The 25,514-nt window shown below is 58.5% G+C and carries 26 protein-coding genes and 1 tRNA gene; 17 read left to right on the top strand and 10 right to left on the bottom strand.

The window, feature by feature from the left end:
* Positions 1-49 precede the first annotated feature (49 nt).
* Genes RBB76_RS15220 through ribF form a run of 5 tightly spaced genes read left to right on the top strand, consistent with a single transcriptional unit; the run spans position 50 to position 3,516 of the window.
* Entirely contained in the window at positions 50-1,114 is a 1,065-nt protein-coding gene (locus RBB76_RS15220; RefSeq protein WP_429630013.1) for a YgfZ/GcvT domain-containing protein, read from the top strand.
* A 2-nt stretch (positions 1,115-1,116) separates the two neighbouring features.
* The gene (locus RBB76_RS15215; protein WP_429630014.1) at positions 1,117-1,734 is read left to right on the top strand and encodes a DUF1844 domain-containing protein; all 618 of its coding nucleotides are present in this window, start codon (positions 1,117-1,119) and stop codon (positions 1,732-1,734) included.
* Between the two features lie 2 nt (positions 1,735-1,736).
* Positions 1,737-2,273 carry an MBL fold metallo-hydrolase gene (locus RBB76_RS15210; protein WP_433963436.1) on the top strand — a complete coding sequence of 179 codons (537 nt, stop codon included), beginning with the start codon at positions 1,737-1,739 and terminating at the stop codon, positions 2,271-2,273.
* Positions 2,156-2,536: an MBL fold metallo-hydrolase gene (locus RBB76_RS15205; RefSeq protein ID WP_433963571.1), complete on the top strand. Its 381-nt coding sequence runs from the start codon at positions 2,156-2,158 to the stop codon at positions 2,534-2,536. Before RBB76_RS15210 ends, RBB76_RS15205 begins: the two co-directional genes overlap by 118 nt.
* The gene (gene ribF, locus RBB76_RS15200; RefSeq protein ID WP_429630016.1) at positions 2,536-3,516 is read left to right on the top strand and encodes a riboflavin biosynthesis protein RibF; all 981 of its coding nucleotides are present in this window, start codon (positions 2,536-2,538) and stop codon (positions 3,514-3,516) included. The genes RBB76_RS15205 and ribF overlap by 1 nt, the downstream gene beginning before the upstream one ends.
* On the opposite strand, the gene RBB76_RS15195 is transcribed toward ribF, so the two are convergent.
* The 3 genes from RBB76_RS15195 to RBB76_RS15185 form a co-directional block, all read right to left on the bottom strand.
* Complete coding sequence (locus RBB76_RS15195) at positions 3,467-6,082, bottom strand: PBP1A family penicillin-binding protein (RefSeq protein WP_429630018.1); 2,616 nt, start codon at positions 6,080-6,082, stop codon at positions 3,467-3,469. The genes ribF and RBB76_RS15195 overlap by 50 nt on opposite strands.
* Positions 6,083-6,157: 75 nt before the next feature.
* Complete coding sequence (locus tag RBB76_RS15190) at positions 6,158-7,393, bottom strand: S41 family peptidase (protein WP_429630020.1); 1,236 nt, start codon at positions 7,391-7,393, stop codon at positions 6,158-6,160.
* 148 nt (positions 7,394-7,541) lie between these two features.
* Positions 7,542-7,618 (bottom strand) — tRNA-Met (locus tag RBB76_RS15185).
* Between the two features lie 155 nt (positions 7,619-7,773).
* On the opposite strand from RBB76_RS15185, the gene kdsB reads away from it, so the two are divergent.
* Both kdsB and RBB76_RS15175 read left to right on the top strand, forming a co-directional pair.
* Positions 7,774-8,487 carry a 3-deoxy-manno-octulosonate cytidylyltransferase gene (gene kdsB / locus RBB76_RS15180; protein ID WP_429630327.1) on the top strand — a complete coding sequence of 238 codons (714 nt, stop codon included), beginning with the start codon at positions 7,774-7,776 and terminating at the stop codon, positions 8,485-8,487.
* 208 nt (positions 8,488-8,695) lie between these two features.
* Positions 8,696-9,046: a hypothetical protein gene (locus RBB76_RS15175; RefSeq protein ID WP_429630022.1), complete on the top strand. Its 351-nt coding sequence runs from the start codon at positions 8,696-8,698 to the stop codon at positions 9,044-9,046.
* A 361-nt stretch (positions 9,047-9,407) separates the two neighbouring features.
* Here RBB76_RS15175 and RBB76_RS15170 read toward each other — a convergent pair whose 3' ends face one another.
* The 5 genes from RBB76_RS15170 to coaD form a co-directional block, all read right to left on the bottom strand.
* Complete coding sequence (locus RBB76_RS15170) at positions 9,408-10,073, bottom strand: HAD-IA family hydrolase (protein WP_429630024.1); 666 nt, start codon at positions 10,071-10,073, stop codon at positions 9,408-9,410.
* Complete coding sequence (locus RBB76_RS15165; RefSeq protein ID WP_429630026.1) at positions 10,070-11,521, bottom strand: phosphoglucomutase/phosphomannomutase family protein; 1,452 nt, start codon at positions 11,519-11,521, stop codon at positions 10,070-10,072. Before RBB76_RS15165 ends, RBB76_RS15170 begins: the two co-directional genes overlap by 4 nt.
* A gap of 54 nt (positions 11,522-11,575) precedes the next feature.
* A complete protein-coding gene (locus RBB76_RS15160) occupies positions 11,576-12,742 on the bottom strand; it encodes a mannose-1-phosphate guanylyltransferase (RefSeq protein ID WP_429630028.1) in 1,167 nt (388 codons plus the stop codon).
* Positions 12,743-12,806: 64 nt separating this feature from the next.
* On the bottom strand, positions 12,807-14,003 hold the full coding sequence (locus RBB76_RS15155) for a pyridoxal phosphate-dependent aminotransferase (protein ID WP_429630030.1): 1,197 nt from the start codon (positions 14,001-14,003) through the stop codon (positions 12,807-12,809).
* 56 nt (positions 14,004-14,059) lie between these two features.
* Positions 14,060-14,554 carry a pantetheine-phosphate adenylyltransferase gene (coaD, locus tag RBB76_RS15150; RefSeq protein WP_429630032.1) on the bottom strand — a complete coding sequence of 165 codons (495 nt, stop codon included), beginning with the start codon at positions 14,552-14,554 and terminating at the stop codon, positions 14,060-14,062.
* 127 nt (positions 14,555-14,681) lie between these two features.
* On the opposite strand from coaD, the gene RBB76_RS15145 reads away from it, so the two are divergent.
* The 3 genes from RBB76_RS15145 to RBB76_RS15135 are packed head-to-tail and all read left to right on the top strand — an operon-like array spanning position 14,682 to position 16,379.
* The gene (locus RBB76_RS15145; protein WP_429630034.1) at positions 14,682-15,293 is read left to right on the top strand and encodes an RNA polymerase sigma factor; all 612 of its coding nucleotides are present in this window, start codon (positions 14,682-14,684) and stop codon (positions 15,291-15,293) included.
* Positions 15,290-15,799, top strand: coding sequence for a hypothetical protein (locus tag RBB76_RS15140; RefSeq protein ID WP_429630036.1), 510 nt, complete (start codon positions 15,290-15,292; stop codon positions 15,797-15,799). Before RBB76_RS15145 ends, RBB76_RS15140 begins: the two co-directional genes overlap by 4 nt.
* A gap of 1 nt (position 15,800) precedes the next feature.
* Positions 15,801-16,379 (top strand): Spy/CpxP family protein refolding chaperone, encoded by a 579-nt coding sequence (locus RBB76_RS15135; protein ID WP_429630038.1) that lies wholly within the window; start codon positions 15,801-15,803, stop codon positions 16,377-16,379.
* Between the two features lie 397 nt (positions 16,380-16,776).
* Here the strand turns inward: RBB76_RS15135 and recA are convergent, their stop codons facing one another.
* Positions 16,777-17,844, bottom strand: coding sequence for a recombinase RecA (gene recA / locus RBB76_RS15130; RefSeq protein WP_429630040.1), 1,068 nt, complete (start codon positions 17,842-17,844; stop codon positions 16,777-16,779).
* A 179-nt stretch (positions 17,845-18,023) separates the two neighbouring features.
* Here recA and RBB76_RS15125 point away from each other — a divergent pair, with 179 nt between their 5' ends.
* Positions 18,024-18,308, top strand: coding sequence for an RcnB family protein (locus RBB76_RS15125; protein ID WP_429630042.1), 285 nt, complete (start codon positions 18,024-18,026; stop codon positions 18,306-18,308).
* Positions 18,309-18,412: 104 nt separating this feature from the next.
* Here RBB76_RS15125 and RBB76_RS15120 read toward each other — a convergent pair whose 3' ends face one another.
* On the bottom strand, positions 18,413-19,987 hold the full coding sequence (locus RBB76_RS15120) for an FAD-dependent thymidylate synthase (protein WP_429630044.1): 1,575 nt from the start codon (positions 19,985-19,987) through the stop codon (positions 18,413-18,415).
* A 74-nt stretch (positions 19,988-20,061) separates the two neighbouring features.
* On the opposite strand from RBB76_RS15120, the gene RBB76_RS15115 reads away from it, so the two are divergent.
* The 6 genes from RBB76_RS15115 (at position 20,062) to RBB76_RS15090 (ending at position 25,170) form a co-directional block, all read left to right on the top strand.
* Positions 20,062-20,823, top strand: a complete 762-nt coding sequence (locus tag RBB76_RS15115) for a YqjF family protein (protein ID WP_429630046.1) — start codon at positions 20,062-20,064, stop codon at positions 20,821-20,823.
* A 63-nt stretch (positions 20,824-20,886) separates the two neighbouring features.
* The gene (gene fabG / locus RBB76_RS15110; protein WP_429630048.1) at positions 20,887-21,633 is read left to right on the top strand and encodes a 3-oxoacyl-[acyl-carrier-protein] reductase; all 747 of its coding nucleotides are present in this window, start codon (positions 20,887-20,889) and stop codon (positions 21,631-21,633) included.
* Positions 21,634-22,048: 415 nt separating this feature from the next.
* Positions 22,049-23,179, top strand: coding sequence for a hypothetical protein (locus RBB76_RS15105; RefSeq protein WP_429630050.1), 1,131 nt, complete (start codon positions 22,049-22,051; stop codon positions 23,177-23,179).
* A 61-nt stretch (positions 23,180-23,240) separates the two neighbouring features.
* On the top strand, positions 23,241-24,026 hold the full coding sequence (locus tag RBB76_RS15100; protein WP_429630052.1) for a class I SAM-dependent methyltransferase: 786 nt from the start codon (positions 23,241-23,243) through the stop codon (positions 24,024-24,026).
* Positions 24,027-24,282: 256 nt separating this feature from the next.
* Positions 24,283-24,630, top strand: coding sequence for a helix-turn-helix domain-containing protein (locus RBB76_RS15095; protein WP_260698189.1), 348 nt, complete (start codon positions 24,283-24,285; stop codon positions 24,628-24,630).
* A 72-nt stretch (positions 24,631-24,702) separates the two neighbouring features.
* The gene (locus RBB76_RS15090; protein WP_433963435.1) at positions 24,703-25,170 is read left to right on the top strand and encodes a GAF domain-containing protein; all 468 of its coding nucleotides are present in this window, start codon (positions 24,703-24,705) and stop codon (positions 25,168-25,170) included.
* Positions 25,171-25,514 lie beyond the last annotated feature (344 nt).

Below are 25,514 nucleotides of genomic sequence, written 5' to 3'. Positions count from 1 at the left end.
GATCCACCGCTATAATCAAGTGTACGCAAGTTTTATGCATCGTTCCTCCATGAGCTCGCCAGCACAATCCGACATCGCCGCTTCGCCAACCCCAGGCTCCGCCTCACAGCTTGCCGCACTCCTGCAGGACGTTGCCCTGTCGCACCTTCACAACATCGGATGGATTCGGGTCACCGGCGAAGATCGCGTCCGCTGGTTGAACGGCATGGTCACCAACTCGATCCAGGATTTGCACCCCGGTCAGGGCACCTACAACTTCTTCCTCAGCGTTCAAGGCCGTATCCAGGGCGACGCCACCATCTTCGCCAGCCATGAAGATCTACTCATGGAGACAAGCTCCGATCAGCTCACGGGCTTAATCACACTCCTCGACCGCTTCATCATCATGGACGATGTCGAGCTAACAGACATCAGCGACAAACGCTCCGGCCTACAGGTAATCGGTCCAAAAGCAGCCGCGCTCCTGCATCAGATCGGCCTCGCCGCCGATGATCTCGATACCCTTTCCACCCACACAATCCCCTGGAACAACGCCGAAGTGACCGTCATTCACGCGTACGGTCCCCTCGTGCCGCGATATGAAGTCTGGGCAAATCAGACGACCATCACCAAACTCGCCAGCGCCCTCGAAAGTGGCGGGGCAATCCTTTGCGAAGACGAAAGCCTCGAATGGCTCCGCATCCTCGAAGGAACTCCCCGGATCGGAACTGACATCCGCGACCGCGAGCTCCCCCAGGAAACCAACCAGACCCGCGCCCTGCACTTCGCCAAAGGCTGCTACCTCGGCCAGGAAATCGTCGAACGAATCCGTTCCCGCGGCAACGTCCACCGTACCTTCACCGGCCTCCGTCTCGACGGCGACCTCCCCGCCACCGGCGCGCCACTCGAAGCAGACGGCAAGCAGATCGGCGAGCTGACCAGCGTCGCTGCCATCCCCCTGCCCGGCGAGCCCCACCCTATTCATCTCGGACTAGGCTACATCCGCCGCGAAGCCCTGGATCGCAGCCTTCCCATCAACTACCCCGGTGGAGTCGCACAGCCGGTCTTGCTTCCCTTTTCTCCTTCTGCAGCCTCCGCAACACAGGCTGCATCTGAACCTTCTGAAAGAGTGTGATCATGCCTGAACAGAACAAACCCTTCGTTGTCACCGACCGTCGCAAGTTCACCATGGACGGCGAGTTGCGCCCCGACGCCGATCCTTCGCCAGAAAAAGAAGAGCGCGTGGTCACGTCGGCCGAACCCGCACCTGCAACACCGCCTCAAGCCGCTTCCCCTGCCACTCCTGAAGAGCCAGAACTCCCGCCAGCCCTAACCGCCGAGCAAACCGACCAGGCCAAACGCGCATACGAGATGACCGCTGACCGTCTCGACACCGCCATCCGCTCCGCCAATCCCGGCATGGACCACCCGCCCGCGATGAGCTTCGACCAACTCGTCCAATCCGTCTACATGACCTCCATCATGCAGCTCGGCGGCACCACGCAGGAAGGCCAGCAGCCTCAGGTCGACATCCTCGGAGCCCGCCAAAGCATCGACATGCTCTCCGTCCTCGAAGAGAAGACCAAAGGCAATCTCTCCATCGAAGAGACCCGCCTGCTCGAAAGCGCATTATTTGAGCTCCGCATGGCCTTCCTCGAAGTCACACAGGCGCTCGCCCGCTCCGCAGCCTCCAAGGCAGCACCCGGCGGCCCAGGTCGTCCCGGCCCCGTCGGCGGCCCCAGCATCGTCCGCTAACGATGGAGGCGACCCTCACCTTCCTCGGCACCGGCACCTCCATGGGTGTGCCGACTCTTGGCTGCGACTGCGCCGTCTGCACCTCCGCCGTCTCTCCCGACGGAGACCCCCGCAACCGCCGCACCCGTCCATCCATTCGACTCGACTACAACAACCACACCGTCCTCGTCGACACCGGCCCCGACTTCCACGCACAAGCCATTCGCGAAAATATCCGCCACGTCGACGCAGTCCTCTACACCCACGGGCACGCCGACCACGTCCTCGGATTCGACGACCTCCGCCCCCTCAGCTTCCGTCACAGCCATCACCTGCCTATCTACGCCGACGACCACACCGCAAAAACCCTGGAACGCATCTTCGAATACACCTTTCGCAAGAAGACCGCTATCCCACCAGCGCACGCGTCGAAGTCCATCGCATCGACCCGACTCCGGGCTCAGGCTTCGACCTCTTCGGAGCATGTTTTCGCAGAGTCCCTGTCACCCACGGCCGCGAGCAGATCACCGGCTACCGCTTCGGCAACGCAGCCTACCTAACCGACATGAGCGACATACCCGAAGAGAGCATCCCGCTGCTGCAGGATCTCGACGTCCTCATCCTCGACGCCCTCCGCCGCGACCCCCATCCCAGCCACTCGCATCTCGACAAATCCGTCGCACTCGTCAACCAACTGAAACCCCGCCGTGCCTTCTTTACCCACATGAGTCACGAGGTCGACCACAGCACCACCGAAGCCGAACTCCCACCCCACATCCGCCTCGCCTACGACGGACTCAAGATCACCTTCGAGATCGCCTGATGCAGATATTCCTCCAACTCGCAGACGTGCCATCAGACTTCGGCCCATCCATTGCCACCATCGGCAACTTCGACGGCGTTCACTGCGGACATCAGTGGGTCATCGCCGAAGTAGTAGCGCAGGCACGCTCTCTTGGCATCCGCTCAATAGCCATCACCTTCGACCCGCATCCTGCGCGAGTCATCCGCCCCGAATCGACCCAGCCTCTCATCACGCCACTTCCCCAAAAGCTGCAGCTGCTCGCAGAAACCGGCGTCGACGCGGTCCTCGTCATTCCCTTCACGAATGAGCTTTCCCGCATGACCGCCCGCACCTTCGCCACCGAAGTCCTCGAGCACACACTTCACGTCACCCAGCTGCATGAAGGCGAAAACTTCCGCTTCGGCTATCAGGCCGAGGCAGGCGTAGAAAGCCTCGAAGCTCTGGGCCGAGAACTCGGCTTTGGCGTGCGTGTCTATGCACCTCGTCATCTGCGCGGAGAAACCATCTCATCAAGTCGTGTCCGCCAGATGATCGCGGAAGGCGACATGAATCATGTTCGTGCTCTGCTCGGCCGCAGCTTCGCCATCTGCAGCACTCCCGCCTCGGGTCGCGGCTACGGCACACGCTACACCGTTCCCACCATCAACCTCGCTCCATACACTGAGCTGCTTCCCGCAAACGGCGTCTACATCACCACACTCACAGTGGGCGCTGGCGCCTCAAGCGAGACCTTCGACGCGGTGACCAACATAGGCAATCGCCCAACCTTCGGCGCCGATTCTTTCACCGTCGAATCGCACCTGCTCAACTTCCATACCATCGAACTCAACGAAGACACGCCACTCACACTGACGTTCCTGCGTCGGCTACGCGCAGAGATGCGCTGGCCAAATCCCGAAGCCCTCAAAGAGCAGATTGGCCGCGACGTAGCAAAGGCGAAACGTTACTTCAATATATGTCGGGCGGTGGGTTCGAAACTCCACTCCGCTCGTCCGTAGGCTTCTGAGATAACCCCATAGCAGCACGAGGTGGAACAGCAACCGCCTGCGGCGCAGGACGAGAAGCTTCAGGCACCTTCGGTCTCTGTTCCGCCGGCGCTGGCGGAGCGAACGTCGGAGTTGTTCGCGTAGGAACACTAGTCGCTCTCGGCACAGAATGAGATCCATCAGGCACCTTCGGCCTCTCTTCTGCAGACACCGGCACAGCAGCAGTCGGAGCGACATGCTTTGACCCCTCGCCGCGAGACGCATCAGGATTGTCCACCTGCTTCGGTACCAGCGGCTCTACCGGCTTGGCCGCATCCGCCACGCCGCTCAACGGCACCTCTAGCTTCTTCTTCGGTGCTCCCGCAGTCGGAAACGTCTCGTCCGGCTTATTCGCAATCGCCGCGCGCATAAAGTCCATCCACATCGGCAGCGCTGCTCGTGCGCCAGTCTCTTTCTCCCCCAGCGACTCGCGGTCGTCAAACCCAATCCACGTCCCACACGTAATCGACGGCGAAAATCCGATGAACCACGCATCCGTAAAGTCGTTCGTAGTTCCCGTTTTCCCGCCCAGAGGATGTTTCAACTGCGAAGCAGAAGCCGCAGTTCCCTGCCGTACAACCGCCTGCAGAAACTGCATCATCGTACGCGCAGTCTCCACCGAGATCACCTCGGATACCTGCGATGGCGTCGCATCCAGCGGCAACCCATCCGCCTGCGTCACCTTGCGAATGTATCGCGGTTCGATCCGAATGCCGTCGTTAGGAAAAACGCTGTACGCGCTTACCTGCTCGGCCAGCGTAATATCAGCCGAACCAATCGCAACCGGAAGAAACACTGGAATATTGCTCGTGATTCCAAAGTTGTGCGCCGTCTCAATCACCTTGCGAATTCCATACCGGTCCGCCAGCTTCAACGCCGGAATATTCCTCGACTCCGCAAACGCATTCAGCAGCGTCATCGCGCCCTTATAGTCCGCCTCGTAGTTGTGCGGAGTATAAGGCCCATTCGGCGTGGGAAACGTCGTAGGTCCATCGACAATAATGTCCGTAGGCTTCGCGCCTGCCTCAACCGCCGTCGTGTAAACATACGGCTTGAACGAAGAACCGACCTGCCGCTGCGCCTGGGTTGCGCGATTGAACTGCGACAGCGCAAAGTCCCGTCCCCCAACCATCGCCAGCACTTCACCGGTCGAGTTATCCAGCGCCATCATCGAAGCCTGCGCTCCCGAATCCTGCTCCAGCGAAGCCCGGAGCGTGCCATCAGCCGCGACGTTCTCCACCTTCACATAAACCACATCGCCCGAACGCAGGAAGCTATCGCCGTCGGGGTTCTGCGTCCACTTCCAGTCTTCAGGCGTCAGCACTACCTGTTGCGTACCCAGCTTTACCGTTACCTTCTTCGCGGAGACCGTCGTCACCACGCCATGGACGTAGCTTCCCTTCTCGATCGGCTGCGCCCAATCTGGATGACGATAGCTCGCAACATCCGCTCCATCGAGCACTATGTTCGGCAACTTTCCCTTCCACCCGCGCCGCCGCTCATAGGTCGCGGTGCCATCAAGGATCGCTTTATTCGCCACCTGCTGCAGATTCAGATCAAGCGTCGTATAAACGCGAAGCCCCGCGCCATGAACCTGCTCCACCCCGTACTGCTTCTCCAGTTGCCTCCGCACCTCTTCCACGAAATACGGCGCAACCGTATTCGCAGGAGCCTCAAGATGCAGCCCCAGCGGCGCCGCCTCCGCTGCCTCTGCCTGCCGCTTCGTGATCTTGCCATCAGCCAGCATCTCGCTCAGCACAAGATTCCTGCGCTTCATCGCACGATCCGGATATTTGATCGGAGAATAAGCCTCCGGCCCCTTCGGCAGCGCAGCCAATAGAGCGGCCTCCGGAAGCGTCAGTTCACGAACATGTTTGCTAAAGAAAAACTCTGACCCCGCCTCAAAACCATACGTCCCATGCCCCAGGTAAATCTGGTTCGCATATAACTCGAAGATCTGCTGCTTCGTAAATCGCCGCTCAATCTGCATCGACAGGAAGACCTCCTGCAGTTTGCGGCCATACGTCTTCTCCGAAGAGAGAAAAAGATTCCGTGCCAGCTGCATCGTCAGCGTCGACGCCCCCTGCGCCTTCCCGCTCGAATGCAGATCCCGGTACGCAGCCCCCACAGCGCGCACCAGGTTCACACCCCAGTTGCTCTCAAAACTCTTGTCTTCGATCGAGATGATCGCCTCTCGCAGAACAGGCGGAAACTCCGCATACGGCAGAACCACGCGACGCTCCAGCGCAAAGGAGCCGAACGCCTTCCCATGTACATCCAACAACTCGGTTGTAGTGTTCGGGTGGTATCGCGCCAGATCATCCATCTGCGGCAGATCGATCGAGTAGACCACCATCAGCCCACAAAGCGCGCCAAAGACAGCCGACAGCCCCAGCAGCACATAAAACGCTACTCGCCTCGCAATACGGCGACTCGGATAGTCCGGTCCGTGCAACGTGGCACGACGAAGCGCTCGTTGCCAGTCAGGTACTTCTTCAGGCGCCGGAGTCTTCGGATCGCGGCTGTGTAGGATCTGCACGCATCTTCACCTTAGCATGGCCAGACACAGCGTCATCCACCCAAAAAGTCGTATTCGCGACGCCCCAAAAGCGGCCTAAGCAGCCTTGCTCTTCAGCAGATCAAGAGCCTTCGTCAGCTGCTCATCCACCGTCACCGCAGGCTTCTGCAGCGGCGTCTGCTGCTGCTTCTCCGACGGAGTAGCCGTATCCTCTTCGGCCACAGCGTCTTCGGTATTCGAAGCCACCAGCACACCCGGCGTCACGCCGTCATCCTGCAGCTTCTTCCCCGACGGCGACTCATACTTCGCAATCGACAGAATCAGCGCCGCACCATCCGGCAGCTCAAACGTCTTCTGCTGAGCCCCTTCCCCAAACGTCTTCTCTCCTACCAGATCCGCCCGCTTGTTATCGAGCAGCGCCGCAGCCACCAGCTCCGCCGGCCCCGCCGTCCCACGATTCACCAGCACCACCACTGGCGCCGTCGAATTGATCGCCTTCGAAGGCTCCGCCGTAAACGTCTGCTTCGCAACCTTCTGCCCCTCCAGCATCGCGATCGTGCCGTCCTTCAGGAAGAAGTTCGCCAGCCGCGTCGCCTCCGGCATATCGCCCGCTGCAACGTCCCGCAGATCCAGCAGAATCTTCTTATTCCCCGCCTTCGGCATCGCCTTCAGCTTAGCTTCGATCTGCTGCACATGATCGTGATCCAGCACCCCAGGCTTCAAATAAAGAATCGACGCGTTCTCATACATCGTCTCCGCAACTGGCGGCGGCGGCGTCGACACCCGCGTCATCACAATCTTGTCCGGAGCAGCCTTCCGCGGCCGCACCACCGAAACCGTCAACTCGCTCCCCGGCTGGCCCTCCAGCAACAACTGAATCATCGCCAGCGAAATATCCCGCGTATCCTGCGGCCCAATCGCCTCGATAATGTCGCCGTCACTCAGATTCGCCTTGTCCGCCGGGCTTCCTGGCACCACCGAAACCACGGTCGCATACCCAAACCGCTTCGAAACATTGATCCCTACCTGCGCCTTGCCGCCCTTGTCTTCCTTGAACGCCTTATAGTCCTCAGGTGTCAGATAGCTCGAGTCCGCATCGAGCGACTCCAGCAGCCCACGCAGCGCGCCATTGGTCACTGCATTGATGTTCGGCTCTTCGACATAGTCCGTCTGAATATGCCGCAGCACTTCGCTATACACATTGATCTGCCGATAAGCCCCATCCTGCGGCTCACTCGCAGCGCTCACTGGGTTTGAGTTCACCCCCAAAAACACGGTGACCACAAGAACAACCGAAACAGCAAGCAACAGAATCTTCGAGATCTTAGGCATAGTTCAGTGCGACTCCAAAAGGGGGTGTTCCCGGCGCAATACCGGTTAGACGCATCCCGCAGGCAAAAGCTCCCCCGCAGGCGATACAACATAGACAAAATGATACTCTCGATCCATAGAGAGTGCGCCTGCAGTCGCTATAACACTTTGGTGGCGGTGGACAGAATCGAACTGTCGACCTACGGGTTATGAGTCCGTCGCTCTAACCATCTGAGCTACACCGCCGATGTGTGTAAGGGGTATGCCGGCACAAAACTCCTCTGTAGTCAGAGAGAACGATCGCCACGGCACAGCCATCTCCAATCATACTTGATTCCGGCCACAGCGAAAAGCCGACCGGCGAGAACCCTCAGCAGTTCGGCAACGACGGAAAGCCGACCATCCTCGGCGTAATCCCCGCCCGCCTGGCCTCCACGCGCCTGCCCCGCAAAGTACTCCGCACCATCGCCGGACGCCCCATGCTCGCCTGGGTGTACGACGCCGCCAGCGCCTGCCCCCAGCTCGACCGCGTCCTCATCGCCACCGACTCCGACGAGGTCACCGAGCTCTGCCACCTCAACCATTGGCCCGTCCAGCTCACCTCGCCCGACCTCCCCAGCGGCACCGACCGCGTCCACGCCGTCGCCCGCCACCACCACGCCGACATCTACGTCAACATCCAGGGCGACGAGCCCCTCCTCAAACCCGAGCACCTCACCGCCCTCCTCCGCCCCTTCACCCAGCAGCACGTGGAAGTCTCCACCCTCAAAGTCCTCTGCACGCCCGAAAACATCACCAACCCCAACGCCGTAAAAGTAGTCACCGCCACCGACGGCCGCGCCCTCTACTTCTCCCGGGCCACCATCCCATACGACCGTGACGGAGCCGCGCCTCAGTACTGGAAGCACATCGGCCTCTACGCCTACCGCAAGGCCACCCTCGAGCGCTTCCCCACCCTGCCCCCCAGCCTCCTCGAACAAACCGAGCGCCTCGAACAACTCCGTTTCCTCGAAAACAACATCCCCATCCACGTCGAGCCCACCGAACACGACACCATCGGAGTCGACACCGAAGAAGACCTCCATCGCGTCGAAGCCCTCCTCCTAAACCAATAGCCAATAACCAGTACCTTGCAATTGCTCAGATCCACCAGTCCGTCCGAACCAAAAAAGAAATTGTCATCTCGACCGAAGCAGGTCGCAGTCTTATCGCGAGATGCGAAGTGGAGAGACCCGCTGTTTCTTCTGTCCCGCTCAACAGATAAAAAATCACTCACCGCCGCTGCCAAAGCAGTAAACTAGTCTCCATTCAGGGAGCAGAAGCATGCTGCTCGAACTCGCCAAACCCGTAGCTCTTCTCCTCTGCCTCCTCTCCCTCTTCGCTGTCTTCCACACCATCTTCTTCACCCTCGAAGACCCCCAACTCCTCCTCCAGCCCCACCAGGCCATCCGCGACCGCATCATCGACTCCGCCCTCCTCCTCGCCCTCTCTGCCGGCATCTCCCTAATCGGCGCCTTCATCTTTCGCGAAGCCGAACCCTACCCCCACCCCTCCCTCTCCGCCACGCTGCCTTTGCAGCTCTTCTACTGGGCCACCGCCATCATGCTCCTCCTCTTCCCCCTCGCCTCGTTCCTCGAAACCCACTACATCTTCACTCCCACCATCCACTGGTAGACGTAAAATCTTGTCAAGCCCCAAAAACCCATAACCAGCTCTTAATCAGCGACATACGCGCGGCGTATGAGTTTCACTCAATTCGCTATACTTGACTCAGACTAGGAAAAGCCCCGGCAACCCCGGGGCTTTTTCGCGTCCAAAGGCAGACTCCAGCCATAACTCCTTTGGCTGGACGAATTTAGCCGTAGGCCTTTTGTAATGACGATTTTGCAAAGAACGATGTCCCGCAAGTAACTGATACAAAGCAACTTATACCAGGGCAATGGGGGGGGGGGGGGTACCCCTCACGGTCAGAGAAAGGAGCCCACGAATGTCGGTCAACAAAACCCACAATCCATCGACACGAACTCTCTCTGACTCAGGCCAGAGGATTGAATCGAAGCTCCAGCCCCTCTGCGACCACCGTCACCTTCACACCCTCAAGCGACCCCACAATCCACTCAGCTCCATCCAGGTCTTCGGCGGTGTGCGTCCCCACCACTCCAAGTACGCGGGAACCAGCCGCCAAACCGGCCCCTACACCCGAAGGCGCATCTTCCACCACCAAACAATCCTCTGGCCGCAATCCCAACAGCTCGGCACCACGCCGATAGGGCTCTGGATCCGGCTTGCCCCGCTCGACCATATCCGCGCTGATAATCCGCTCCGGAATCGGCAGCCCCGCCGCCTTCAGACGTCCCAGCAGCAGTCTCCTGGTCGCAGACGTCACAATCGCCCATCGCTCTACCGGCAGACTCTCGAGCAACGCCTTCACACCCGGCAGCACCACCAGGTCGGCCACATCGTCCATCTCCAGATCCTCGATGTACCGGAGACCCTCCTCCGCATCGATATCCGGGCGCAACGCCTTCACAATCTCAATCGCCCGCATCCCGTGCGGCACTTCGTAAATTTCCGCATTGGGAACCTCATAGTGCTCAGCCCACTGCCGCCAGCAACGCACCACCGATCCAATCGAGCTGACCAGCACCCCATCCATATCGAACAGAATGCCCTTCGCCTTCACGCGGATATCTTCGCTCAAGCGCCACGTCCCTGCAGCACAAACGTCTTCGCCGCCGCCAGCACCTGTTCCACAGACTCCACCGAGCAACTCTCGCAGTACACACGCAGCAGCGGTTCTGTTCCGGACGCGCGAAGCAGCAACCAAGTTTCGGCAGCATTGGGCTTGCCTGCACAGTCAGGATTCTCCAGAAAGAACTTGATCCCATCCAGCGTCTCGACCCGCAGCACCTTCAACCCCGCAAAGTCCGCCGCTCCCACCGAGTCCTTCAAAGCCTTCGCCCTTGCAATCGCCGACTGCTTCAACTCCTCATCGATATGCATATCGATGCGCCCATACTGGTGCTCGCCGAACTCCTCCTGCAACGCCGCGACAAGCTGGCCCAGCGTCTTCTTCTCATCCGCCATTACATTGGCCAGCAGAAGCGAGTTCAGCATTCCATCACGCTCCGGCAGATGCCGACTGATGCCAATGCCGCCCGACTCCTCGCCACCAATCAAAATCTCCTGCTCCAGCATCAGGTCGCAGACATACTTGAAGCCGATCCCGTGCTCATGCAGCCGCCGCCCATACTTCGCGCAGATCCGGTCCAGCATCTTCGTCGTGTTGAACGCGCGCGTCACATCGCCCGGCCACTTTTTGCGCTCCAATAGCCACTTCAAAATCACCGCAAAGATCTTGTGCGCATCCACCACGTTGCCATGCTCGTCCACCGCACCAATCCGGTCCGCATCGCCATCCGTGATCAAACCCGCATCGCACTTCTCCGCAACCACCACAATCTGCGACTCCCTGATGTGTGGCAGAATCGGCTCCGGATTGATCCCCGGAAACGCCGGATTGATCTCATTGCGAATCTCGACGAATGGGACACCCGCACGCGAAAAGATTCCCGCAACCACTCCACGGCCCGCGCCATACATGCAATCGATCAAAAACTTGTATCCGGAGGAACGAATCGCATCGAGATCGACAAACCGCGCAATCGCAGCAACGTAATCCGTGTTGAAATCGGCCGTCTCAATCGACGCAGGCTTCGCGGCCTTCACCAACGGCTTGTCCAGATAACTCTCGATCGCCGACATGATCGAAGGCTTGCCCGAGCCGCCATAACTGGCCTTGTACTTCACGCCGTTCCACTCGGCCGGATTATGGCTCGAGGTGATCATCACGCCGCCAGCAGCCTTACGCTCGCGCACCACATACGAAAGCGCCGGTGTCGGTGTAATATCCGCCGCCATAGCCACCGGGATACCCGCCCCGACGAGCACTTCGGCAACAACCTTCGCGAAAGAGTGCGAGCCGAACCGCGTATCGTAAGCGATACACACCCCGGCCCCCGCATCTTCCTTCGCTAAAACATAGTTCGCAATCGCAGCGGCCGCGACCCGTACATTCGCATACGTAAAATCATCCGCGATGATGCCCCGCCAACCGTCCGTGCCAAACTTTACAACTGTCTCCGCCATAGTCTGTTCAATTTTCCTGAATGAATTAATCAACGACGAAACGACGAGTCGAAACTAGATGAGATCTTCTCGCCCAGCACTCTTCAACTCCGCAACAACCTTTCCAACATCCTGCGATCGTTCACGAGTCGTAATCAGCAAGGCATCTTTCGTCTGAACCACAACAAGATTCGTCACGCCAACCAGCGCAATCACTTTCCCTGGCGCGTGAATGTAGTTCCCGCTCGAGTCGATCGAGATACAAAGCGGATCTTCGCCTTCGAAGACATTCACCAGCGAAACGTTCTCCGGCGGACAACCAGACGCATGCTCATGCAGCGCCGACCAGCAGCCGAGATCGTTCCACTCGAAATCCCCTGGAAGACTGTAGATCTCAGCGCCTGCTTCGCCCTTGGCCGAACGTGGTTCGAGCACCGCATAGTCAATGCTGATGTTGTCGCACTGCGGATAAACCTCAGCGAAGACGCGCTCGAACTCCTCCTCGGACACGCGATAAGCCGCAGCAATCCGCTCCAGCAGCGGAGCCATCGCAGGACAATGCTCGCGAATCGCGTTCGCCAAAGTCCGCGCACTCCAGAGGAAGATTCCGCCGTTCCACGAGTAGTTCCCCGAGGCGACAAACTGCTCCGCAAGCTCAGCGTTAGGCTTCTCGGTGAATCTCTTCACCCGACGAACCGCAACTCCTGGTACAGGAACCTGCGACGGCTCAACAACCTCGCCCAGTTCGATGTAGCCATAACCAGTCTCAGCGCGCGTCGGAGGAACCCCAAGAACGACGATCTTCTCCCCGCTCGCAGCAAGCGCAATCCCAGCGCGAATCACCTCCGCAAAGCGACCTATATTCTTCACCACATGATCGGATGGAAAGATCCCAATCACTGTCTCGGGTGAACTCGGTTCCAGCAGGAACGCAGCAAGAGCGCACGCAGGCGCAGTATTTCTGGCCGCAGGTTCGCTCAGGATATGCTCGCGAGGCACTTCAGGAAGTTGCTCAGCAATAAGGTCATCAAGGAGGCCGTTCGTAATCACCCACACTTCGGCAGGATCAACCACCGGAGTCAGACGCTCAACTGTCTGCTGAATCATGGTGCGCTCTCCATCCAGAGCCAACACCTGCTTCGCTCGCGCCTTTCGGCTACGAGGCCAGAACCGTGTTCCGCTGCCACCTGCAAGAATCACCGGAGCGAACTTCAGCCCCGTCTTACTGCCTTCAATGGGCATAAGCCTCCATCTTAGTGAAAAGACCGCACCGAGCAGCAGTGCGGTCCAGACGCAAGATCAACAGCTAACTCAACGTTGCGAGGTAGTCTCGCATTCGCTTTACGCCTTCATCCACAACATCGTGCGAAACGGCGTAGGAGAGCCGAATATGTTCCGAAGTGCCGAAAGCTTCTCCAGGCACGACAACAACATGCGCTTCGCTCAACAGCCGCGCCGCCAGATCAGATGCCGACGTGATACCGCTCTTGCCAAGGAACTTGCTGACATTTGGATACACATAGAAAGCTCCCTGCGGCACGGTGCAGGTAAGCCCCGGAATGGTCTTGAATCCAGCCAGAGTCTGATCACGCAGCTTGATGTAATCGGCGCGCATCTCCGTCACGCACTCCTGCGATCCGGTCAGCGCCGCAATCGAAGCTCGCTGCACCATACTGGCAGTGTTTGAAGTGCTCTGTGACTGCAGCTTGCTCATAGCCGTGATGATCGGCTTTGGACCAAGCGCAAACCCTGCTCTCCAACCCGTCATCGCATAGGTCTTTGAGAGCGAACCCAGTACAACGATGTGCTCCTTGCAGTCCGTGAAGGAGCCGCCACTGACAACTTCGCCCGTAAACGTCAGGTAGACGTAGCACTCATCGAGGAGAACGTAAATGCCGTGCTTGTGAGCCAGGCGTACGATAGCCTCGAGATCCTCGGGAGCGACCACAGCGCCAGAAGGATTCGATGGGGTGTTGAGGATGATCGCCTTGGTCTTAGGCGTGATCGCAGCCTCGATCATCTTTGCGGTGATGCGGAAGTTCTCTTCCTCTTTGCTCTCGACCAAAATAACCTTGCCACCGGCGTACTGAATGATGTCCTTGAAAGAGACCCAGTAAGGAACGGGAAGAATAACCTCATCGCCGTGATCGACCAGCACCTGAATGGCATTGAAGAGAGCCAGTTTGCCGCCGGTAGTGAAGACGCACTCGTCAGGAGTGTAGTTTGAGCCGAAGTCACATGCGTGGCGATCTACAACTGCCTTGCGAACCTCGGGAACACCAGCCACGTTCGTGTAGCGCGTGAAGTTCTTCTCGATTGCCTCGATGGCTGCGTCCTTGATATGGCGCGGGGTGGAGAAGTGAGGTTCTCCGGCACCGAAGTCGGCAAGATTCACGCCTTCTGACTTGAGCTTCAACGCTGCGGCTGTGATCGCCATGGTTGCGGAAACTTCGATGCGACCGATGCGGTCCGAAAATATCTTCGTAGCTGTTGCGGTGGTCATGTCTTTAGTTTGGCAGATTTGTCCACCGAGATAAAGGAGCAAGTCTTCTCATGGCATTAGAGCCGGTTTGGAACCTTGGCTTTAAGGCGCTCGACGACTAGCGGCGGCACCAACGCAGTGACGTCGCCACCAAGCTGAAAGACGCCCTTAATTAGCCTGGAACTGACGTAAGTGTACTTTTCTGCGGGCATCATGAAGAGCGTTTCAAGCTCAGGATCAAGCTTCCGGTTCATCATCGCCATCTGGAACTCATACTCGTAGTCACTGATGGCTCGAATGCCTCGCAGGACTGCCTTTGCGCCCTGTTGCCGGGCAAAGTCGACCAGAAGACCGTCGAATGTGGTAACTGAGACGTTGCCAAAGCTGCGGGTCGCCTCAGTGATCATCTCTTCGCGCTCTGGAACGGTGAACAGAGGCGTCCCTTTTTCGGAGTTGCGAAGGATCGCGACCACTAACTGATCCACAATCTTCGATCCTCGGGCAATCAGGTCGAGGTGCCCGTTAGTCAGTGGATCGAAGGTCCCGGGGTAAATCGCTTTTACGGTATGCATGCATGAGCAGCATACCTCGCTTTCTCGATAAAAAATAAATCCAGGCTTTTCTGTAGTCTTGCGGGTACCCTCAGGCGTCTCTTCCAATAGCCAAAACATTCGGCGGCAACACGGTCCCTGTTCCTTCATGCCATCACAAGCTCTCAGTTCCGATAGTCTCTCCACCGACCGGCAGACGCTCGTCGCACAACGAGCGCCGGCTACTCCGCTCGACGATATGGATTCGATCGTCGCTACCTATGAACAACGAATCTTCAGGTTCCACCTGGTCTCGATCAGGGATCGCGATGTAGCGCAAACTCTGACCCAGGACACGTTTGTTCGGGCATGGTCGGCGCGCAGCAGCTTCCGCGGCGATTGCTCGATATCAACATGGCTCATGCGCATTGCTCTGAACCTGGTTCGCGATCACACCCGTACCGACCGATTCAAGTTCTGGAAAAAAGTCTCGGATACCGCCGTCGATGTATCCGATATCTCAGCCCATGTTCCGCATCGCGACAGCTCGCTTGAATCGCGCCTGATCGCCAGCGAGCAGATGGCCCTGGTGTGGGAGAGTGTTGCGCAGCTCTCGGAGCGTCAGCGAAGCATCTTCCTTCTCCGGTTTCTGGAGGAGCTTGAACTCTCCGAGATCGCCAGCATCACCGGTTTGCCCATCAGCACCGTCAAGACACATCTTTACCGCGCCCTCGCGACCATTCGGGCTCGCCATAACGCTACTCTCAAGGACTCTCTATGAACCTCCACCTTACTCACGAGCAACTCTGCGATGTACTTCTCGCCGACTCGCCCCAACAGTCTGTCGGCGAACGCGACACCGATGTCGTCGAGCAGCATCTTCAGGCCTGCCTGATCTGTTCGGCGGAGTTGAAGAGCCTGCGCGATTCGCTCTCCCACTTCCGTGATGCCTCGGTCGCTTATTCCCGGCAGCAGTTCGCACAGAGCTATGCGCAGCGATCGTCGATTGCTCCTCCACACAGCTTGCTCTCGCAACCCCTTTACTGGGCGGCAGCGGCGGTAATCTTCGTCGCTGCTCTCTTTCCCATCACGTTGCACCGGCAATCTGTCGCTCGCGAAGCGGCCAAGACGGCTGCTGTGGCGGTTCAGACCGCTGAGTCGGATGAGGCTTTGCTCTCCGATATTGACCAGAAGGTTTCTGCCGATGTGCCTTCGCCGATGCAGCCGCTGGTTGACCCGACCGATGAGACTACTTCGACTTCTACTTCAGACCAAAGGACGAACTAATATGCGCCTGAAACCTGTACTTTCGATTGTTCTATTCGCGACTCTATCTGCAACTTTGTTGCCGGCACAGCCACCCGCAGGAGGTCCTCCGCAGCCGGGCGGAGGGATGGATCGCGGTCGCGGCGGCTGGGGAGGAGGCGATGGGATGCGTGGCGGTCTTCGCATCGGGCCTCCGGGAATCTGGTGGCATAACGCCGACCTGATCCAGAAGCTGGCTCTGACGCCGGACCAGCAGAAGAAGATGGATGACATCCTGCAGCAGAGCAGGCTGCAGTTGATCGATCTGAGAGCCAACGTCGAGAAGCAAGAGGTTCTGATGGAACCGATGCTGGCGGCGAACCCTCCGGATACGAACAAAATCCTGGCGCAGATCGATCAGGCAGCTCAGGCTCGCGCAGAGCTTGAAAAGGCGAACGCCAAGATGCTGCTGGGCATTCGCAATGTGCTGACGCCTGATCAGTGGACCAAACTTCAGGCCGAGCAGCGCGAACATCGCCGCATGAGGGGCGGCAGTAACGGTCCCGGTGGTCAAGGTGCGCCCCCTCCAGGTGGTCCGGGCGGTGGCGAGGGGATGGAGTAAACCTCCCCGGCGCCAGTTGGGGGTTGCACTTCTCGTCTGTGAAGGTACCCCCCCCCCCCGGTTACCCGCACATAAGCCACTTATTTTCAATAACTTACGGCCTATAGATTCGCCCAAATTAGTCATTCTAAAAGGCTTACGGCCAAATTCGTCCAAGCAAAGGGTTTATGGCCGTTTGCTGGCTTTATCGAATAAAAAGCCCCGAATAACTCGGGGCTTTTTTACTATGTTTCCAGTATAAATTGTTGGGCATAACTCATACGCCACGGATATGTGGTTTGTTTGCAGTTGTTTAGCGCTGAATGGGGCTTGACAGCTTTTTCCTGACAATTTGTCGGACGAAGAAACGCCGGCGATTCGGTCGCCGGCGTTTTCTTTGGTGATTTGATGCTTTTATTTACTTCTTGGCGCGGACAGCTTCCTTGGCCTGCACGGGACCGTCGGCGGGGACGGGGGGGACGTCGGCAGAGGCTACGCCTGAGATTCCGAGCTTCTTACGAAGTTCGGAGTCGACGCGGGCGAAGATGTCCTTGTTGTCCTTGAGGAAGGCGCGGACGTTTTCGCGGCCCTGGCCGATGCGCTCGCCCTGATAGCTGTACCAGGCTCCGCTCTTGTCGACGATGTTGTGGAGGACGGCGAGGTCGAGGACGTCGCCCTCGCGGGAGATGCCTTCGCCGTAGAGAATGTCGAATTCGGCATCACGAAAGGGAGCGGCAACCTTGTTCTTGACGATTTTGACCTTGGTGCGGGAGCCGACGACCGAGTCGCCGTCCTTGACTGCGCCGATGCGGCGGATGTCGATGCGGACGGACGAGTAGAACTTGAGCGCCTTGCCGCCGGTGGTGGTTTCGGGGTTGCCGAACATGACGCCGATCTTCTCGCGGATCTGGTTGATGAAGATGAGGCAGGTGCGGGACTTGGAGACCGTTCCGGTGAGCTTCCGAAGCGCCTGACTCATCAAACGTGCCTGGAGCCCCATGTGGGAGTCGCCCATCTCGCCGTCGAGTTCGGCCTTGGGGACGAGGGCTGCGACGGAGTCGACCACGAGGACGTCGATGGCATTCGAACGGACGAGGGCTTCGACGATCTCAAGGGCCTGCTCGCCGTAGTCGGGCTGGCTGACGAGCAGGTTGTCGATGTCTACGCCGAGCTTTGCGGCATACGCGGGGTCGAGGGCGTGTTCGGCGTCGACGAAGGCTGCGAGACCGCCGGACTTCTGGGCCTCGGCGATGATCTGGAGGGTGATGGTGGTTTTGCCCGAGGACTCAGGGCCAAAGATCTCGATGACGCGTCCACGGGGGACGCCGCCTACGCCGAGGGCTGCGTCGAAGGAGATGGAACCGGTAGAGATGACCGAGATCGGAACGACGTCTTTCGAGCCGAGCCGCATGATGGAACCTTTGCCAAACTGCTTTTCCAGCCCGGAAAGAGCCAGTTCTATTGCTTTGCTGCGGTCATCTGCCACGATATTTCGCTCCTGAGGGTGGGTGAGAGGGAGGTTGATGTTTCAATTTGGGATTCTAGCATTCAAAACAGGAAAAGCAAATAAAAGGCGAATACAACTTTGGTGCACTTTCGAACGTTTCTGTTCCTCAAAGGCAACATGATTTTGCCGGAGGGAATCGAATTTATTCAGGAGCGTACATGAGACTACTTCGCAAAGCTTTAGCCTTTTCAACTTTGGCCGCTACCCTTAGTGCGGGCCTCGCATTCGCTGAAGATCACTATGTTCGTCATGACGAATGGAAGAAGGGTGCCAAGATTCGTCACGAAGATTGGGATCGCGGCGAAAAAGTCGACTATCGTCACTACCATCTACAGGAACCGCCACGTGGCTACGAGTGGCGCCGGGTCGATGGGAACTACGTTCTTGCCGCAGCCGCTACAGGCGTGATCGCTACTGCGATTGTGGCTTCGACAATTCACTAGTCTCTAACTCTTAAAACGAATGTTATCGAAGAAACCCCATTGCGATTCATCTCGCGATGGGGTTTCTTATTTGCTTAGAGTTTTCGTCGACGCCTAGTTGCATGCTACCGACGCAACAGATCGATGGGTGCATTGACGTCTTCGATGCGGAAGTATTGCGCGAGTGATGGATGTTTGTGAGCGACGGCTTTGTACATCTCCCAGGCTACGCGGCGGTAGCTGAAATGGCCGGCGACGCCGGAACGGAGTTCGGAGATGTAGAGGGCTTCGGCGAAGTCCATCTTGAAGAGAGAGCGGCAACGAGTTGCCAGTGGGAGAAGATACTGCGCCGATTGCGCGGCCTCGGGAACGTCACTGTCGCGCAGGGTGCGGTAGGTGGCGTAGATGGCGGCGAGAGCTTCGCTGTAGACGGTGGCGAGGCCGGCTTCGGCGAGGGTGGGCTGGCCGGGGCAGATGGGCTCATCGTAGCCGTGAAGGTCGGTGTAGGGCTGGAGGAGCTGGACGCAACGGCGATGGCGGTGCATGTCGCGGAAGCCGCCAATGTCCATGAGGATGTCGAAGCGAAGACTGTGGCCTGAGGAGAAGCTGCGCAGGAGCTCGTCGTGACGGCCGCGATGTTTGGCGCCGAGTGAGACGATCTCACCGCGTTGATTGGCGCTGAGGGCGGCGACGTTGTGCCGGATCTGCCGGTAGGGGTAGTGGCAGTGGGGGTAGAGGAGCGAGGTGGCGAGCTCGACCTCGAGAGGCTCGTCGCCGTCGAGAAGATCGACCACGGGCGAAGGTTCGATGGGCTGAGTGCCCATGAGGACGCGGGCGGCGTGGGCCAGCTCGCTGCGGGTTTCTCGTTGGTAGTCGTTGGGGGCGGCGTATTTGACCAGCGTGGGCGCGGCTTTTACGGGACGCAGGAAGGCCTCGTGGGCGCGTCGGCCGCAGTCGGCGTCGAGGGAGGAGATCTCTTCGCATAGAACCTCGCCGGCTCCGTGCTGGACGTTCCAGGCAGGCTCCGAGGCAGCGGCGCGGAGTTTTTCGCCGAGTTCGCGTACCTCGGCGAAGTTGCTGGTGAGCAGGCGGGAGACCTGGGTTTCGAGCGTGCGGGCGTTTACGATCTGGCCGAGAGAGGTGTTCGTGGCAAGCGGCAGGACGTAGCGAGCGACGTCGAAGGCGCGGGCCTTGAGGGTGCGCTCGTAGGCGTCGGGCTTCATGGATTCGGGCTGCGGGATAGCGGCCTTGAGCGCGGTCAGCATGCCGGCGCTGATCTTGTCGTAGGTGGCGAAGAGTCGCCCGACGGCGGCGGTGAAGGTGGGGGTTTCGGGCCCGAGGTCTGGTGTGAACCAACCGGAGAGCCGGAAGTTTTGATAGCGAGTGGAACGCTCCTGGCCGTCCCAACGCTGCTCGTCGACGAGTTCGATGGCGGCGAGGAGGGAGAGACGCTCGATGGCGAAGGGGATGTGGGCGAGGTCGGCGATGGAGCGATGGCCGTAGGCGAAGTAGAAGGTGTTGAGGAACTGCTCGGCGCGCTGGGAGCTGATTTCGGCGAGGGACTCCTTCATGGTGAGGGAGGAGCGGGAGTACTTGGCCATGGCGTAGGCAAGAACTTCGGGGTCCGCGCCATGGATGGCGTAGACGTCGGTCTCGGTGGCGGGAGGAGGGAGGGAGGGGCTTTTCTGGCTGTCGGACATGGTGATGCTCAGGATACTTGATCCTGTCGAAGTGGATCTGCGAAGAGTGATTCAACCGCGACTATGCTGGAGAAATGGATGTTCTGAGCTCCGTCGAGCATCGGCCTTACGTATTGCCTGCCGGACAGTGGAGGATGGCACAGCGTTGGAACGATCTGCTGTTTGCGCATTGGCCGATTGCGGTGGAGGCGATGGCGAGGCTGCTGCCGGCGGGGCTTGAAGTGGACATCTTCGACGGATGGGCGTGGGTGGGTGTTGTTCCGTTCTGGATGGATCGGGTGCGGACACGTGCGTTGGGACAGAGGTGCGTCACCGTTCCGAGCACAGGGAAGTTTTGCGAGCTGAATCTGCGGACGTATGTGCGATCGCGGGTTACAGGGCTGCGCGGAGTGTATTTTTTTTCGCTCGATGCAGCGAGTGCGCTTGCTGTCGCGGGTGCGCGGGCGCTGTTTCATCTGCCATACTTTCCGGCCAGCATGCGGCGAGAGATTTCGGCGGATGGGTCGATCGAGTACAGAAGCAGAAGGCTGTTGACGAGGGAGAGCGTTCGGTTTGAAGCGAACTATCGCGGTTCGGGCGAGGTCGCGGGCCCGAGTGTCGACGGCACGTTGGAATATTTTTTGACGGAGCGATACTGCCTGTTTACTCCGCACGGAGGGAAGGTGCTGGTGGGGCATATTCATCACCTTCCGTGGCCGCTGGAGCGGGCTGAAGCGGAGATTCGCGTGAATGAGCTGCCTGCCGCGCACGGAATTACGCTGCCGGAACGTGCGCCAGTGCTGCACTTCGCGCGGGAGCTGCATGTGTATATCTGGTCGCTGCGGGAAGACCTATAGCATGGCTCGCGGAGTTCACAGCTGCGCTTCGTATAATGAGTGAGTTTGGGTTCGAGGAGGTTCATGAGCATTAACGCAGGTCGTATTGCATTGGTTACCGGGGCGTCTCAGGGAATTGGTCGCGCATGTGCGCTGGAGTTGGCGCGGGCTGGAGCGACGGTGGCGCTGGCGGCAAGAAATCTCGACAAGCTGGCGGGGGTTGCCGCGGAGATTACGGCTGCGGGCGGTAAGGCACATGCGTTTGCGTTGGATGTCGCGAACGAAGAGTCGATCAAGGAGTGTGCCAAGGCTGTGATCGCGCACTTCGGCGCCGTAAATATCCTGGTGAACAACGCCGGGATCACGCGAGACATTTTGTCGCTGCGGATGAAGCGGAAGGATTGGGACGATGTGCTGACGACGAACCTGACGGGCGCATTTCTGATGACGCAGGCGGTGATGTCGCAGATGGTAAAGGGCCGGTGGGGACGGATCATCAATGTGACCTCGGTGGTGGGACAGACGGGGCAGGCGGGGCAGGCGAACTATGCGGCTTCGAAGGCAGGGCTGATTGGGTTGACCAAGTCGCTGGCCCGGGAGCTGGCGAGCCGGACGATTACGGTGAATGCGGTGGCGCCTGGGTTTATCGAGACGGCGATGACAGAGGTGCTGACCGCGGATCAAAAGGCAATGAACGCGCAGTTCATTCCAATGGGTCGAGTCGGAACCGATGTCGAGGTCGCACATGCGGTTGCGTTTCTCGCGTCGGAAGAGGCAGGGTATATCACCGGTCACACGTTGGACGTAAATGGTGGCATGTACATGGGGTAACTGCTGCCGGGTTACCAGTTGGAGGAACTTTTTAATTCTCCGTCTCGTGGGTGACTTGCTGTAAAGTCTTTCTAGCACGTGATTTATGGTTTGGTTTTCGTGGTCGACGTCCGTCTTTCTCGCCCGTTCAGAGCTATTTTGGGATTACTTCTTGTAGACACAGGGGGTAGAACTTGAAAAACCCGCTCCAGAAACATTGCAGCAATCGATGAACTGGGAAGATCCGAATTGATGGATTTGGCGTATGTTTTTTTAGCCGCCACGTGACTCATCTGGCAAAAAAATTCTTTGTTTTCTTTTGCCCGTGACCGGCCTTTAGAGCTGGCGAGAAGCATCACAAGCAGCAGCACAGGAAAAAACCACCCGCATTATTTTCAGCGATCTTCGGTTCACTATGCTTTCGACCAGTCATGAAGTGAAGGAATTACTGGGGAACGATCTGGACACCGCGCACTTTTTCGTTCTACGCGGACGAGCCGCGATTCTGCGGATTCAGCCTGTGCTGGTGCGTCTGAGTTCTCTCTGCGAACAGACCGGGGCAATGGATTACCTGGAATACTTCCTTACTGGACATGACAACCTGAAGAAGATCCCCTATCTCGTGCTGGTAGGGAAGCGCTCGAATTTAAACCTGGCCGAACTCCGGGCCGAAGATTTGAAGGGCGCGGTCCTGGTCTATGAGTACAAAGTGCTCGGGATGCCGTCGCGCGTCTTCACGACGAGCGACTTCAATGGCAGTAGAGCTGTGATTGCACCGCCTGCCGAACGGACGAGGATCTCGGCGAGTGTGGGTCGCTACCTGATGGCGCATGGCGCGCAGGTTGTAATGCTCAGCTATGCAGGCGAAGGCAACGAGAAATGGTCAGAGTGCTTCGATGGCTCGGTGGGAGATAAGAAGCGTCTGTGGACGACACAGACACGCGAAGTTGGGGCAACGATCGTGCTGGAGAAGACGACCGATGAGACCCTGGCAGCGATGGGCAAGCACACGCGGCGCAATCTGAGGTACTACCGCCGAAAGGCCGAAGCGGAGTTGGGATGCACCTTCGAGGGCGATGTGAAGAGCGTGCTGAACAAGGCTCAGCTGATCGAATTGAACGCTGCCTCGACCCATCCTGTCTCAGAGGTCGTTCTCGAGAGGCGATACCGCACGATGAAGGAGTTGGACGGGCTGTTTTGCGTTGGCGTGAAGACGCCGCACGGCCAGTGGATGAGCCTGCTCGGGGGCAGAAGACATCACGGCGTCTCCGAGATTGACTGGCAGATGAATCGCGGAGGTCTCGAGAAGTACTCTGTGGGAACGGTGATTCGTGCCTACCTGATCGAACATGAGATTGAGATTGGAACGGACAGACTGTTCTTCGAGGGCGGAACACCACATTCGATGCGGAACGCATTTATCTCCGAGAAGGCAGTCGATATCGTGGTGGCGCAACGTTCGCTATTCGTCTCGCTGCTGCGCCGGTTAGCCCACTGGTCGCCGCCAAGAAATAACTTTCTGCTGCAGACGCTTGTCGATCCTGCACTACGGTGGGAGCTGCATTGAGTTTCTGCGAAGGGATGAAAGATGGGCGGGGCTTCGTTCCTGACGCAGACAAGATAAAGCAATGACGACACTCAACACGGCATGGTCAAAGCTGCGATGGTCGCTGGCTCAGCGTGGACTGCGTGGAACGATGCGCACCGCGCTGGGGCGGCTGCATCGCCAGGATAGAGCCCCAGGTGAGGAGAAGCCTCTGCTGCATCCGTTCGACCAGCGCTACGGCGTCGAGACGAGCGGGCTGATCGGTGGCGGCGACCTGCGCACGGGACATAAAAACGATGTGTTCAACACCGCGTACTACGGGATGGCTCCGTCGCGGTTTCGGCGGGTGATGGAGGACTGGATCGCGGACTCGGGCCATGCAGCGATCACTCAGTACAACTTTGTCGACCTGGGTTGCGGGAAGGGGCGCGCGGTCATGATGGCCTCGGAGTTTCAGTTTCGGCAGGCGATCGGTGTGGAACTGAACGCATCGCTCGCTAAAACCGCCGAGGCGAATCTTACCGTGTGGACCGGCGCAGGACGAGCGGCGTGTCCGGTGCAGATTCTTTGTCAGGATGCTACGGAGTTTTCGTTTCCCGAGGGACCTTGCCTGCTCTATCTCTTCAATCCATTTGCCGCGCCGGTGGTGAAGCGACTCATCGAGCGATTGGAGAGCGAATTTGCAGACCGGCCGGGTCTGCTGGACGTGATCTACTTCAACCCGGAGGCGGGCGAGGTGTTCGATGCCCACGCAGGCTTCAAGCTTCTGTGGACCGGGACTGTGGAAATGTCGGAGGAAGATGCAGCGGCCGACCACGTCGCTTCCCCGGACGACCTGTGCAGCGTTTACCGGTGGATTGGGGTATGACCTGCGTTACCTTGGCGCTAGTAACTGATCCAGTAATGATGGGCACGGTTCCAGATCGGTGCAGGGTTCAAGTAAGGCTTCAGGGTTTGGCTGGTAACTCCCTCTGCATGAACCTGGGATGGTTCAGGATTCACATGACCCCCCAAGATAGTCATTGACCAAGTCGTTGCGGGTGTTTACTTTGTGGCTAATGGCTGACATGCAAACTATCCCTGTAGATGTGGCGAACGAGTCGATTGAGGCTCTTTCGATCTCGATGAATATCGGTACGACAATTCGTGGATACCGGCTGCAAAAGGGCATGTCGCAGGGCGACATCGAGAAGCGAACCGGGCTTCTGCGCTGTTACCTCTCGCGCGTGGAGAACGGCCACACGGTGCCATCGCTGGAGACGCTGCAGAAGATTGCACGGGCTCTGGACCTGCAGCTCTCGGAGTTCTTCGCCGAGGAGGCGATGGCCAAGGAGATGTCGGGGCTGAACCTCGGCGAGGAGGAGATTCGATTCTTGACGCAGGTGCAGCGCTACTCGGCCCACTTGTCGGAGAGCGACCGAAGACTGCTGTTGGCCATGGTGCGGAAGTTCGCCCAGACGACGCTCAGCTAACCCAACTTCCCTTCCCCTCAATTTGCAGCGAAATACAACCCTCTTCCCTGACGAAGACCGGAGGATCGACTAGTGCCGGATAGCGAACTGCTGGATACGCTCAGGAGCATTACCGCCGAAAACTCAGACCGCGCGACCAAAGCGAAACGTATCGTGGATGCGATTCGGAAGGAAGGCTCCTGGCGCTGGGTGGGGATCTACGATGTCGACTTTCAGCGCGAGCTGGTGGTGAATATTGCGTGGAGTGGATACTCCGCCCCCTCTCATCCGGCGTTTCCGATTACGCAGGGTCTTACTTCGAGGGCGATCGCTGGAAGAAGAACCATCAACGTGGGGAATGTGGCCGATGACTCAGGCTACATGACTACGTTCGACAGTACCCGTGCGGAGATTATCGTTCCGATTCTCAGCCATGGCGATCGCGTGATCGGCACTCTTGATGTGGAGAGCGAACATCTGAACGCATTTGATGTGGAGGCGCAGGCGCTGCTCGAAGAGAGTGCGCGTGTGCTGGAAGAGTTCTGGGCCAAGGGCGAATGATCGGGCTGCGATAGAGCATCCATTCAGCAAAAAATCTGCGATTCTTGCGAACTCAACTCTGTCGCCGAACGTATGCACTGTATTCCGAGAAGTGAGGACGCAGGCGCCACGTTCGATGGATCGATTACCTTTTTGATGGCTCTCTCAATGTTGTTTTAGATTGACATCAGAAATTTTCGTTGTAGCGTATTCGTACCTCAACTTTTTAAAGTTTGTAAAATCATCGCGTTACGCGGGGCTTCGGGACTCAATGTTTCCGATCGGGCCACAACTTCTCGTCATTTGCGAGGAGCGGGACTGGCTATTCAAAATCGTTCCGTTCTTTATGGAATTTCGTTGTCTTG

Origin of the sequence: Tunturiibacter psychrotolerans (genome assembly GCF_051013365.1) — a bacterium.
GTDB classification, from domain to species: domain Bacteria; phylum Acidobacteriota; class Terriglobia; order Terriglobales; family Acidobacteriaceae; genus Edaphobacter; species Edaphobacter psychrotolerans_A.
Note: the sequence above shows the minus strand (reverse complement) of the source record. Positions and strands in the feature narration are given on the sequence as shown.